The sequence below is a fragment of the Oceanospirillum beijerinckii DSM 7166 genome, assembly GCF_000422425.1.
Classification (GTDB): domain Bacteria; phylum Pseudomonadota; class Gammaproteobacteria; order Pseudomonadales; family Halomonadaceae; genus Oceanospirillum; species Oceanospirillum beijerinckii.
The window spans coordinates 41,297-53,976 of the sequence record NZ_AULT01000046.1; the positions used below are offsets into that span (position 1 = coordinate 41,297).

At 48.0% G+C, this 12,680-nt stretch carries 11 protein-coding genes; 3 read left to right on the forward strand and 8 right to left on the reverse strand.

Features of this window, described 5'->3' with window-relative positions:
• Positions 1 to 76: 76 nt before the first annotated feature.
• The 5 genes from H579_RS0114045 to H579_RS25710 form a co-directional block, all read right to left on the reverse strand.
• Positions 77 to 1,720, reverse strand: coding sequence for a methyl-accepting chemotaxis protein (locus H579_RS0114045; RefSeq protein WP_051227648.1), 1,644 nt, complete (start codon positions 1,718 to 1,720; stop codon positions 77 to 79).
• 333 nt (positions 1,721 to 2,053) lie between these two features.
• The gene (gene hflD, locus H579_RS0114050) at positions 2,054 to 2,689 is read right to left on the reverse strand and encodes a high frequency lysogenization protein HflD (RefSeq protein ID WP_028301218.1); all 636 of its coding nucleotides are present in this window, start codon (positions 2,687 to 2,689) and stop codon (positions 2,054 to 2,056) included.
• Positions 2,690 to 2,837: 148 nt separating this feature from the next.
• On the reverse strand, positions 2,838 to 3,974 hold the full coding sequence (gene mnmA / locus H579_RS0114055; protein WP_028301219.1) for a tRNA 2-thiouridine(34) synthase MnmA: 1,137 nt from the start codon (positions 3,972 to 3,974) through the stop codon (positions 2,838 to 2,840).
• Between the two features lie 116 nt (positions 3,975 to 4,090).
• Positions 4,091 to 4,570, reverse strand: a complete 480-nt coding sequence (locus H579_RS0114060) for an NUDIX hydrolase (RefSeq protein WP_028301220.1) — start codon at positions 4,568 to 4,570, stop codon at positions 4,091 to 4,093.
• Positions 4,570 to 5,301, reverse strand: a complete 732-nt coding sequence (locus H579_RS25710) for a pseudouridine synthase (RefSeq protein ID WP_084624141.1) — start codon at positions 5,299 to 5,301, stop codon at positions 4,570 to 4,572. The genes H579_RS0114060 and H579_RS25710 overlap by 1 nt, the downstream gene beginning before the upstream one ends.
• Before the next feature lie 434 nt (positions 5,302 to 5,735).
• Here H579_RS25710 and clpS point away from each other — a divergent pair, with 434 nt between their 5' ends.
• Both clpS and clpA read left to right on the forward strand, forming a co-directional pair.
• Complete coding sequence (gene clpS / locus H579_RS0114070; RefSeq protein WP_084624142.1) at positions 5,736 to 6,110, forward strand: ATP-dependent Clp protease adapter ClpS; 375 nt, start codon at positions 5,736 to 5,738, stop codon at positions 6,108 to 6,110.
• A gap of 30 nt (positions 6,111 to 6,140) precedes the next feature.
• Positions 6,141 to 8,420 (forward strand): ATP-dependent Clp protease ATP-binding subunit ClpA, encoded by a 2,280-nt coding sequence (gene clpA, locus H579_RS0114075; RefSeq protein WP_028301222.1) that lies wholly within the window; start codon positions 6,141 to 6,143, stop codon positions 8,418 to 8,420.
• 217 nt (positions 8,421 to 8,637) lie between these two features.
• On the opposite strand, the gene infA is transcribed toward clpA, so the two are convergent.
• The 3 genes from infA to aat all read right to left on the reverse strand — a co-directional run bounded on the left by infA (position 8,638) and on the right by aat (position 10,565).
• Entirely contained in the window at positions 8,638 to 8,856 is a 219-nt protein-coding gene (gene infA, locus H579_RS0114080; RefSeq protein WP_028301223.1) for a translation initiation factor IF-1, read from the reverse strand.
• A gap of 237 nt (positions 8,857 to 9,093) precedes the next feature.
• A complete protein-coding gene (locus tag H579_RS0114085; RefSeq protein ID WP_028301224.1) occupies positions 9,094 to 9,849 on the reverse strand; it encodes an arginyltransferase in 756 nt (251 codons plus the stop codon).
• Positions 9,846 to 10,565 carry a leucyl/phenylalanyl-tRNA--protein transferase gene (aat, locus tag H579_RS25715; RefSeq protein WP_036566326.1) on the reverse strand — a complete coding sequence of 240 codons (720 nt, stop codon included), beginning with the start codon at positions 10,563 to 10,565 and terminating at the stop codon, positions 9,846 to 9,848. Before aat ends, H579_RS0114085 begins: the two co-directional genes overlap by 4 nt.
• 91 nt (positions 10,566 to 10,656) lie before the next feature.
• Between aat and H579_RS29475 the strand changes: the two genes are divergently transcribed.
• Positions 10,657 to 12,680, forward strand: a 2,024-nt coding sequence (locus tag H579_RS29475; protein ID WP_028301225.1) for a DNA translocase FtsK 4TM domain-containing protein, incomplete at its 3' end; no start/stop codon positions are given.

Sequence of the window (12,680 nt, forward strand, 5' to 3'; positions counted from 1 at the left end):
ACTTAAGCGCGGCTTTTTCGTCTTTATGGATACGATAGTGTGCTTCTTGGCTTCATCTAGTCTGAACTAATACTGATCAGATACGGAACTGCCCCACCATGTTATGTAGATTATCCGCTTGGCCAGCCAAAGCATCGCTTGATTGATTCACCTGGTGGATGGATTGAGCCGTTGTTTGAGATAAACCTACAATATTAACCACATTCTGGTTGATCTCTTCGGCCACCAAGGATTGCTCTTCAGCAGCGCTGGCAATCATATCGTTCATACCTTTAATCGACTCAACAGCTTGTAGAATGGAGTCCAGAGAGACACCGGCCTGTTCGGCGATAGTGATAGTCTCTGCTGTGGACTTCATGCTGATATCCATCGAACGTACAGCATCCTGAGCTGCATTCTGTAGTTTCTCGATCATGGACTGAATCTCGTCGGTGCTTTCTTGTGTGCGTTGAGCCAAAGTACGCACTTCATCGGCGACTACCGCAAAGCCACGGCCTTGCTCACCGGCACGGGCAGCCTCAATGGCAGCATTCAATGCCAGTAGGTTGGTTTGTTCTGCAATGCCACGAATCACATCCAGTACGGAACCAATATTTTCACTGTCCGTATGTAGGCGCTGAATCACCTGTGCCGAGCCTGAAACCTGTGTGCTCAATTGGTTAATGGCATCGATGGTTTTTGCCACTTGCGCTTTACCACACCGAGCCTCTTGGTCTGCCTGGTTGGCACCTTCCGCCGCTTGTCCTGCATTTTGAGCAACTTCATGCACCGTGCTGGACATCTGTTGCACGGCAGTGGCAACCTGGTCGGTTGCTTTAGCTTGTTGTTCAGTCGTGTTGTGAACTTCTGTTGTGATTATAGACAGGCGCTCAGCAGAACCTGACACGGAAGAGGATGCACCATTAACCTGACCCATCACACCATGTACTTTCTCGACAAAACCATTGAAGTAACGGGTCAGTCGGGTGATTTCATCGTTGCCAGCCACGGTCAGGCGTTTGGTCAGATCTCCGTCACCTTCATTGATATCCTTTAATGCAGAGACAGTTTCTTCTAGTGGGCGGGTAATGCTCTGTACTAACAGCCAGGCAATCGCCAGCATGATGATAATGATAACGCCTGCAATACCCATGTTGGTCACTACTTTCTGCCAGAAGATCTCTTCGATCTCATCAATATAGAAACCTGAACCCACAGCCCAGTTCCAGTTCTTATAAGCGATGATCATACCCATTTTCTCAACGGGCACATCACTACCGGGTTTTGGCCAGTAGAACTCTGAATAGGTTTTGCCGTAGTTGCGCATATCCCCAGGCAGATCATTAAAAATACGGTTGCCGCGTTTATCGTTAAATACGGAGCCATCTTTACCTGTCAACGCAGGTGCGATAGGGTGCATTAGATAAATACCCGAGGTATCCATCACCCAGAAGTAATCCTTGTTATCCTGGCCGTAACGCATATTTTTAATGATGTTCAGAGCTTGTTGTTGTGCCTGCTCTAAGGTCATGGTTCCATTCTGAACCTCCTGGTTCATACCATCGAGTACTTCTATCACGGTATGAATAATATTGTTCAGCTCACTTTTCTTCTGCTCTCTGAAGCTTTCCTTTTCCTGCATCATCATGATCAGTATAAGTACTGCCATGGCCAAAAAGGCCAGAATCTGCATAAACCAGATACGATATTGGATTCTGAATTGCCGAAATATGGCTTCCACTGTGCGTCACCTGTTATTCAATGTTCTAGAGAAAGATAAGGCTTATTTAGTATAAGCTTATTACTAAGGGCGCGCATGATTCATTAGCTGAGGTAAATAATCAAGTAAGAAGAGTGCTTCACGCTAACTTTTTTGTAAGCGGATTAGAAAAATTACTTATAGAAATGCTGCAAAATAAGTCTGGTTTCTACTTTATTAGGTAATCTTGCCTTGATGAAGTTACTGTTGATAAGGGAAGGAGTTTGTAGAGAATAACGCTGCGGTAATGGCTGAGCAGACAACTGCCAGCCTAAGGTCTTGATGCCTTAGGCTGAACAGGATGGGGGGCGCGAGTTAATGCTGCTCGTTTCTGGATACAGCATCCAATGCATGAATCACCTTTTTGCGGCTGAAGAGCAGCTTCCAGCGACGACCGCCCAGTTGGTGCCACAGAATGCCGGACCGAATGCCGGAAAACAGCAATGCCCGTACCTTATCGGCATTACCACTCTGGCGCAGGATGTTGGGCTCTCCCTGTACCTGAATACGGAAGGAGTAGGTGCTGATAGTGTCCTGATACAGGCTGGCGATGCTGGCTATCACATTCTCATGGGTAGTTGAGAAGTGATGACTTTGCATCTGAATCTGATCCAGACGTTGGCCGATGGCATTCAGCATGTCAGGGTCTTTACGCAGGCGTTTCTCCAGGTAAAGAATCGACATGGCATAGCGCAGGATATAAGTATCGGCATCAGGCTCTTTGTTCATAAAGCTGCGCAGAGTGCGCATGCCAAGATTCAAGCCATAGGTATTACCGCCATAGACATCCAGCGTACTACTGGGATTAGTATTCAGGATGCTGCCGATACTGGTTTCAAAGCTGTCCTGAGATACCATGCCCTTTGTGGCCATTTGATGTACTAATGCTGCGGCCTGGAAAACACCTGCCAGGGCGATGGCCTGTTCCTGCTCTTTCTGGCTTGAACTCATATAGTCTCTTTATCCATCGGTTTTTTTACTGTGCTGCTGCTTGATAGCGCTTGAGGCACAAAGCTCAGACCATGAACCTTCGGGAAATATCCCTTAGTGTTGATCTTATAGCAGCTTGTTTCCATTAATTATGCTTTTTAAGATCGAGCTAGCCCTGATCACGCCAGGTTTTCTCAATCACAGCGCCGCCAAGACAAATATCATCCAGATAAAATACCACGGACTGGCCTGGAGTGACGGCACGCTGAGGCTCGTCGAAAACCACTTCAAACTCATTGTCGCCCAGAGGTTTAACCCGACAGGCCTGGTCATCCTGGCGGTAACGGGTTTTGGCGCGACAGCGAAACTCACCATCAACTGGTGGTTTGCCTGCGACCCAGTCAACACTTTCGGTTTTCAGGCCGTGGCTGAACAGTAATTTATGGTCAGTGCCTTGTACGGCGACCAGGATATTATTTTCCAGGTCTTTTTCTGCCACAAACCAAGGGTCTTCCGAGTACTCTTTCAACCCGCCAATGCCCAGGCCCTGGCGTTGGCCAATGGTGTAATACATCAGGCCGCTGTGCTTGCCGATCTCGTCGCCATCCGGTGTAGTGATCTTGCCCGGTTGTGCCGGTAGATACTGTTGCAGAAAATCTTTAAAGCGACGTTCACCGATAAAGCAGATGCCAGTGCTGTCTTTTTTACGAGCGGTGATCAGATCGTGTTTTTCAGCCAGAGCACGTACTTCCGGTTTTTCAATCTCGCCAACTGGGAATAGAGTTTTGGCGATCTCTTTGTGACCGACGGCGTGCAGGAAATAACTCTGATCTTTGTTGTTGTCCAGGCCTTTTAGTAACGTAGCCTGTCCATCTTTCTCACCGCGACGTACGTAATGACCTGTCGCGATCAGATCAGCGCCCAGTGCTTCAGCGTATTCCAGGAAAGCTTTAAACTTGATCTCTTTGTTACACAGAATATCCGGGTTAGGGGTGCGCCCCGCCTTATACTCTGCCAGAAAGTGCTCAAATACATTATCCCAATATTCGGCGGCAAAGTTGGCCTTATGCAGTTTGATACCGATGCGGTCGCACACAGCCTGAGCATCAGCAAGATCCTCTTTTGCGGTGCAGTACTCAGTGCCGTCATCCTCATCCCAGTTCTTCATAAACAGGCCTTCCACCTGATAACCCTGTTGCTGTAGCAGAACGGCGGAAACGGAGGAATCAACACCGCCGGACATACCGACGATAACTTTGATCTGACTGTTGTCAGCGTTTGGTGTTGTGGAGTGAGTATCTGACATCTTAGTTCGCTATTGATTGTGTTGCAGGGGATCACCTGCGGACTCATCGGATAAAGTATGTTGTCTGGGTCAGATCTATATCGATCTGTAAAAGCGTTCAAGTATACCGAATCGTTTTACGCTTCGTCTGCCTGGGGGTGATTAAAATCATAAATAAAATCTAATGGAAAGCGTCGGCCTGCGCGGTAATCCTCAAAACATTTGAGAACGGCTTCGCTACGCATCTTTTCTTGCTGAGCTACCAGCTCTTCCCAGCTTAACCAGACGGCACCTTCAATGCCGGTATCCAGCGGCAGGTTTGCGTCATAGCTGACAGGTTCCGCAATAAAGGTATGACGATGGTAGGTGGTGTGATCACTGACTTCATTGATGTACAAACCTAGTAACCCCGTGATCTTGACTGTCCAGCCGGTTTCTTCAAGGGTTTCCCGAATTGCCGCATCCAGTAGACTTTCGCCTTTTTCTACATGGCCAGCAGGTTGGTTATAGACCAAGCGGCCCTGACTCCACTCCTCAACAAGAAGAAAACGGTCATCTTTTACCACGATTGTGGCGACAGTGCTGTTAGGTTTCCAAACATCGGTACGGGCTGTCATCACTTATGTCCTTGTTTTGTTTTTGGGCCATGGTTGCGCTGATTATTCGTGCTATTCCTGTTGCCATTTCTACCGTTACTGGCGCTTGGCTTTTTACTGCCTGTGCCTGAGTATTTTGAATGGCCACTGTTCTTGGTCTTTGTGGGTTTGATATGGGGGCGCTTGGTTTTTTTTACAGCCTCAACAGGCAGGTTAACTTCAATCTCTTTGTATTGCCCTTGTTCAATGCCTGCCAGTGCCCAATCACCAATTTTTGTCCGTACCAATCGTAGTGTAGGGAAACCTACCGCAGCACTCATGCGACGGACCTGGCGGTTACGGCCTTCACTGATCACCAATTCCACCCAGCTGGTAGGTATGGCCTTACGTTCTCGAACCGGTGGCACCCGTTCGGCAAACCTGGGGTCTGCAATACGACGGGCCTTGGCGGGTCTTGTTGGGCCATCTTTGAGCTCAACGCCTTTTCTCAGCTGTTGCAGTGCTTCTTCTGTGATTTCGCCTTCTACCTGTATTACATAGGTTTTGGGTAGTTTCATATCCGGTGAGGCGATTCTATGTTGCAGGCGGCCATCGTCGGTTAAGAGCAGTAGCCCCTCAGAGTCATAGTCCAGGCGGCCTGCAGGGTAGATGCCGGATTGATTGATAAAATCCGCCAGCGTTTTACGCCCTTCATTATCGGTAAACTGTGACAGTACTTGGAAGGGTTTATTGAATAAGAATAATCGGCTCATTAGTGTCTATACTTTTGTAGCGTAGCCCTGATTCTAACGGATAGATTCTCAGAGGGGTATGCTGATTTTTACGGATGTCGAATTTTCTGGTCTTTGTGTAAAGGTATTTGATCTATAACGCTTTTTAATGGGGGGTGGAAAATAGTGAATAATTAGTCACAGTGTATGAAGCGATTGTTTTTCCAATTTTTTCGATTATTCTTACTTTGTGACTCGGTTATTTGACCCTATATAACTATTTAACCGTAAAGGTTTACGTAGAACCGGACTGGGGCATGTCCCTGGTCGGCTAAAAAATGTGTAGGAGTGAGCAGTTTCTCCCAGAAATAACTGTTATTACTTGAGCTTGGCGGGTTATGTGCTTATGTTTAGCAAAAGCCTTTTAAACCTGACTAAAATTTTCACCTTTTGTAACAGAGGATTAGCTGTACGCCATGTCTGACCATTTTTTATACATGTTAAACCAGGCCACCATCTTCAATCAGGCCGATGATCAGGAGAGACATGACGATGATGGTGGTGTTGCGGTTGCACCTGCCAAGCCTGAATTGAAGCAACCGCCGATGTACAAAGTTGTTTTATTAAATGATGACTATACGCCCATGGATTTTGTGGTCGAGATTTTGACGACCTTCTTCAATATGGACGAAGAAAAAGCGACGCAAGTGATGCTTGCAGTACACACACAGGGCAAAGGTGTGTGTGGTATCTATACCAGGGATATTGCTGAAACAAAATGTGTCCAGGTGAATCAGTACTCAAGAGAGTGTCAGCATCCGCTACTGTGTGAGATTGACCGGGCTGATTGACAATAAATAGCGGCAAGTGAGGGTAGCCCCATGTTAAGCAAAGACCTCGAATCAACATTAAATGCTGCATTTACCGTTGCGCGTAGCAAGCGCCATGAGTTTATGACGGTAGAACATCTTTTACTTGCGTTGCTGGATAACAGTTCAGCAGCTCAGGTTCTGCAAGCCTGTGGTGCCAACCTGGATAAGTTGCGTATCGATTTACAGGATTTTATCAACAGTACCACCCCGCTGATTCCTGATGATCAGATGGAGCGTGAAACTCAGCCTACGCTGGGCTTTCAGCGTGTGCTGCAACGCGCCGTGTTCCATGTGCAGTCATCGGGTAAAAGTGAAGTGACCGGTGCCAATGTATTGGTCGCTATTTTCAGTGAGCAGGAAAGCCAGGCGGTTTATTTCCTGCGCCAGCAGAACGTGGCCCGTGTGGATGCGGTGAATTATATTTCACACGGCATTTCAAAAGTGGCTGGGCATGATAACCCAGGTTTGGGCCATGATCATGATCACGAGGATGTGGAAGAAGGCAGTACCGAAGGTGATGCCAACAGTCCGCTAACGGGTTATTCCACCAATCTGAATGAGCAGGCCCGTGCGGGTCGGATCGACCCTCTGGTGGGTCGTGATCATGAAGTTGAGCGTGTGATTCAGATTCTGGCCCGTCGCCGTAAGAATAACCCGCTGCTGGTGGGGGAAGCTGGTGTCGGTAAGACAGCGATTGCTGAAGGTTTGGCTAAACGTATCATTGACGGTGAAGTGCCTGAAGTGATCGAAGAGAGTGTGGTTTACTCGCTGGATATGGGCGCGTTATTGGCCGGGACTAAATATCGTGGTGACTTCGAGAAGCGTCTGAAAGCATTGCTGGGTGAGTTGAAAAAACAACCTCATGCGATTCTGTTTATCGATGAGATCCACACTATTATTGGTGCGGGGGCTGCATCCGGTGGCGTCATGGATGCCTCTAACCTGCTGAAACCGCTACTAAGCTCCGGTGAAATTCGTTGTATCGGTTCTACGACGTTCCAGGAATTTCGCGGTATCTTTGAAAAAGATCGTGCGCTGGCACGCCGTTTCCAGAAGGTGGATGTACTGGAACCTTCAGTCGATGACACTATCGAAATTCTGAAAGGGCTACGCAGTCGTTTTGAAAAACATCACGACCTGGCGTATACCGACGAAGCGCTGGAGGCTGCCGCTAAATTGGCAGATCGCTATATCAATGATCGCCATATGCCGGACAAGGCGATTGACGTGATTGATGAAGCGGGTGCTTATCAGCGTTTGCTACCGGAAAGTGAGCGTGTTTCTACGATTCGTGTGGATGAGGTCGAAGCCATTGTGGCGAAGATCGCCCGAATTCCACCAAAAAGTGTTACCACATCTGACAAGAAAGTACTTAAGGATATGGAGAAAAATCTGCAGATGCCGGTCTTTGGTCAGGATGATGCGATTACTTCACTGTCTAATGCGATCAAGCTGTCCCGTGCGGGCCTGAAGTCTCCTGAGAAGCCTATCGGCTCTTTCCTGTTTGCGGGTCCTACCGGTGTGGGTAAAACCGAGGTGAGCAAGCAGCTGGCTAATATCATGGGTATCGAGCTGATTCGCTTTGATATGTCGGAGTATATGGAGCGTCACACCGTATCCCGGCTGATCGGTGCACCTCCGGGCTATGTAGGTTACGATCAAGGCGGTCTGTTGACTGAAGCGATCACCAAGAGCCCGCACTGTGTATTGCTGCTGGATGAGATTGAAAAAGCACACCCAGAAGCGTTTAACTTGCTGCTGCAGGTGATGGATCACGGTACGCTGACTGATAACAATGGCCGTAAGGCGGACTTCCGTAATGTGGTGATGATTATGACCACTAACGCGGGTGCAGAAGCATTGAGTCGTCGCTCTATCGGTTTCTCTCATCAGGATCACAGTACCGACGGTATGGAGGTGATTCGTAAGACCTTCACGCCTGAGTTCCGTAACCGTCTGGATGGTATTATCCAGTTTAGCGCGCTGAACTTCGAGATGATCAAGAGTGTGGTGGATAAATTCCTGGTTGAGCTGCAAGCTCAGCTGGATGAGAAGAAAGTCCATCTGATTGTTGATGATGAAGCGAAGGGGTGGTTGGCTGAGAATGGTTACGATCCTGAAATGGGCGCGCGTCCTATGGCTCGCCTGATTCAGGAGAAGATCAAAAAACCATTGGCAGAGATCTTGCTGTTCGGTGATCTGGCAGAGTCCAGTGGTGAGGTGCATATCACCATTAATGATGAAGGTGAGCTTGTGCTGGAAGCTGAAAAAGAGAATGCTCCGGCTTGATGTTGTGTCTTAATCTGCATAGCTGATGCTGATTAAGTGAAATTCAAAGGGTGGCTACTTCGGGAGCTGCCCTTTTTTATTGTTTTGGTGTCAAGGTGTGATCTTGCTGTAGGGCTATGCCTGAACTGGAAGTGAGAAAATCTAATCGCGCAAGGTTTATAACTCAAAAACTAAAAAGCCCGGCAGGATGCCAGGCTTTTCAAGAACCGTGCGCAGATTAACGAGCGCGGTATACAATACGGCCTTTAGACAGGTCGTAAGGTGTCAGCTCCACCTTAACCTTGTCACCGGTCAGAATGCGGATGTAGTTTTTGCGCATTTTGCCAGAAATATGAGCAGTTACAGTGTGACCGTTTTCCAGTTCGACACGAAACATAGTGTTTGGCAGCGTGTCAACCACGGTGCCTTCCATTTCAAAGGAATCTTCTTTTGCCATGCAGGAATTACCTCGGGTTTTTCTGCTGTCTATGTGCGAATCAATGCGTATTGTTTACTTGAACTTAAACCTTTAATTGGCTCAAGCCAGATGAAGCTACACACAAAAAATCGCGCGTATTTTGCCTTATTTTCGCCAGCTTAGCAAAAAGTTCCCGGAATAAATTGAAAAAAGTCTCTGTTGAATCATTAATTGCTCATTATATGAGCAATTAATGACGCTTAACCTGATTATTCATCAGATATCTTTGCTTTCAGGATTGTCTTGTATTTGTAATGGGTACCAGTGATTGTCTCTTAACTGTTCTAAAGGCTGAAATTCCGTTTTGTAGCGCATTTTACGGCAGGCTTCTATCCAATAGCCCAAGTAAACATAAGGTAGGCCGCGGCTTTCAGCGAAACGGATGAGCCAGAGCACAACAAAAACACCCGGAGAACGCTTTTCTTCATCAGGATTAAAGAAAGTATATATTGCCGATAAACCATGATTTAACAGGTCCATAGCGGAAACCGCTATGAGTTTGTTACCGTTGTCACGGAATTCAACCAAATGAGAAAAAGGTTTGTCCAGATTCAGAAATGATCTGTACTGATCTTCTGATGCAGGGTACATATCGCCATCAGAATGTCGTTCATTAACGTAGCGCTCGTAAAGGTCGTAATGATCTTGGCAAAAGCGGGCGGGTAAGACCCGGACGCTTAAATCTTGATTGCGATTAAGGATCTTTCGATGTTTGCGTTTCGGTTTAAACTGGTCAGCGGGTACGCGTACAGAGATGCAGGCATCACATCCTTTGCAATTTGGGCGATAAAGATGTCGTCCGCTGCGCCGGAAACCGACTAGAGATAAAAGGTCATAGACCTGCGTCGTCAACGGGTGTTCCGGATCAAGAAACAGCGTTGTGGCTTCTCTTCCGTCCAGGTAGCTACAGGCGTGTGGAACGGTCATATAAAAGCGTAGCTGAGATTCGATAAAGGGTGTTTCAATACTCAATAGATCGATTCCTTAATGCTCTCACTGATTTTCCATTGGCCTGGCAGCCTTGGGGCTGCTCCATACCATTTAAGGTGGTCCAGAAATACTGTTCTTTCGATTTCTTCTGCGCCAAAACTGGCCAGGTAGTCTGTATAGACCTGGCAATCAATAAGTTTAAAGTCCCATGCTTTCAGCTGCTCAACCAGATGCACAAAGGCTACTTTTGATGCGTCGTTCACCCGGGTAAACATGGATTCACCGCAAAAAATCTTGCCTACAGCCACACCATAGAGGCCTCCGACTAATTCGCTATCCTGCCAAGCTTCTACAGAATGAGCGTATCCTTCCTGATGTAGTCGGGTATAGGCGGCTTTCATCTCGTCTGAAATCCAGGTTTCATCCGTATAGGCACGAGCGGCTGAGCAGCCTTCAAGGACTTGTTCAAAAGCCTGATCGAATGTAACCTCAAATGGTTTTTTTTTCAGCACCTTACGCAAACTTTTACGAATCTTAATTTTGTCGGGTATTAGTATCATGCGAGGATTAGGGGACCACCAGAGCACGGGTTCGCCAGGGCTGTACCAGGGGAAGATGCCTTGGCGGTAAGCCTGTATTAGCCATTCAGGTGTTAAATTGCCCCCAAAAGCCAGTAGACCCGGTGGGTCTTCCAGTGCGGTTTCGACGTTAGGAAACAGAGCAGGACCTTCCGGGTCAAGCCAGGGCAGTTCAATCATGGGGTTTTCTTATCCTTCATCTTGCTTATTGATTTTGCTTGTTTCTTGGCTCAGGTATTATATAGCTTCAGTTTTTAATGGTAGACATTTCATGAACTCCAACCAACATTCTTCATCAGATCAATCGCTAACGGAACGTATCCGCAGTACAGCCCGTGAAGGTTTAGCCATTTTGTTGTTGGCGTTATGTACCTTTTTATTTGTTGCCCTGACCAGTTATGACAAAGCGGATGGCCGTTGGTCAAGTGCTTACAGTCCTGAAGAACCGATCAATCTGATGGGGAGTTTTGGTGCTTTTGTTTCAGGCTTAATGTATTCCGGGTTGGGATATTCAGCTTATCTGTTTCCTATTTTGTTTTTAGGCTTGGCTTTGGTCAAGCTGGGTAAAAGATCAGGCTTCCGTCCTGAGCGGCCTGTTGTCGCTATTCGTAGTGCGGGTTTTTTATGTTTGCTGATCTCTACTTCGACGTTAGGCAGCTTACACTTTTTTCATCCTGAAAGTGCTCTGCCTAATGCTGCCGGAGGTGCATTAGGGGAGTCTATAACCAGTGCGTTATCTGGTTTTGGCTTACTCGGTGCAACCATGGTGATGCTGGCAATCTGGATGGCGGGCTTTACTCTGCTAACGGGCTGGTCTTGGTTGCGGGTCATGGATGAAGCTGGCTTCTATGGTGAGAAGTTTGGTATGCGTGTCTACAACTGGCTACGTCAGGAGGCGAAAGACTCCAGCGCTGGTTTGCCTGAACATTACTCGGCACCCGAGACGAAAAAACCGCTATTTTCTACGCGTCCCGAGCCTGAAAAGGCTGAACTCAAACCTGAGAATAAGGTGCGCAAAGGGCCGAAAATTCATACACCTTATCAGGGGCGATCAAACTCTGAGGTTGTAGCTGAGGGGGCGTCTAAACTTGCTGCTGAGTCTGGTCATATTGCTGAAACGGCGCGTGTAGAAAAAGGACCGTCAGCCATTGCACAGTTAAAAGATAGGTTAGTGAATTTATGGCGTCGTCGACCTGCACTACCGCCCGTATTTAAGTCGGTGCCTATACCTGAAGGTAAAGAACAGAAGCGGGTTGAACCGGGGTTGGATATCCCTGCTGCCAGTTCGCATAATGAACGGGTTGAACCTTCACTTGGTAATCTGGGTGATGCTTCTGTTCAGTCGTCGATATCTCTTCATGCTGGGGAGCAAGCTGCTGCTCCGGTAATGGCGCCTTTGGTGGCTACTGATGAGCCTTATACTGCACAGCCACAGCCACAGCCACAGCCACAGCCACAGCCACAGCCACAGCCACAGCCACAGCCACAGCCACAGCCACAGCCACAGCCACAGCCATGGGTCCAAGTGCAAAATCCTGAGGGAGCTGCTGCTGATATGTCTGAGCAGGCAGGGATCATGCAGCCTGTGAATGCAACTACTCAAGCTCAGGGTTCGATGCCATCCCAGGCTTTGAATCAGAACCTAGCTCAAGATCCGTCTTCATCGCAGGGGCTGCCTCTAACACAAGATAATAGCGGACCTCAGGTGTCTTTAGTTGATCATGCTCCAGTCGCTGAAGCAGTAGAGGCAGTAGAGCCTGTTGTTCAACCTCATATTGAGCCGGTTATTGCGACAGAGACCGTTGCAACGACTGATATGGCAACTGAGCAGCCTGAGGTTACAGAGCCTGTTGCGAAGGTCGCTTATGAAGCCGCTGCACCAGTGGTTGAGCAGGAAGTTGAACCTACAATCGAGTCTGCAATTAAGCCTCAAGTTCAGGCTCAACCTCAACCTCAAGCCCAACTCCGACCAAAATCTCAATCTCAGTATCAAAGTCATCCAGAAGAACCTGTAGTGGTTTCAAGCGAGGTGGCGAAGGAGCAATCCGCTCCAGTTCAAGTGTCTGTAGAAACAGCGCCTCGTATAACAGAGAAAACGACGGTTGGGAGGGAAGAGGATACAGGCTTCCAGAAACCTGCTTGGATGTTAGCGAAAGAGCAGGAAACGGTTGACACTGTACAAACAGAAATTTCTGATCGCCCAGCTCCAGCTCCAGCTCCAGCTCCAGCTCCAGCTCCAGCTCCAGCTCCAGCTCCAGCTCCAGCTCCAGCTCCAGCTCCAGCTCCAGCTCCAGC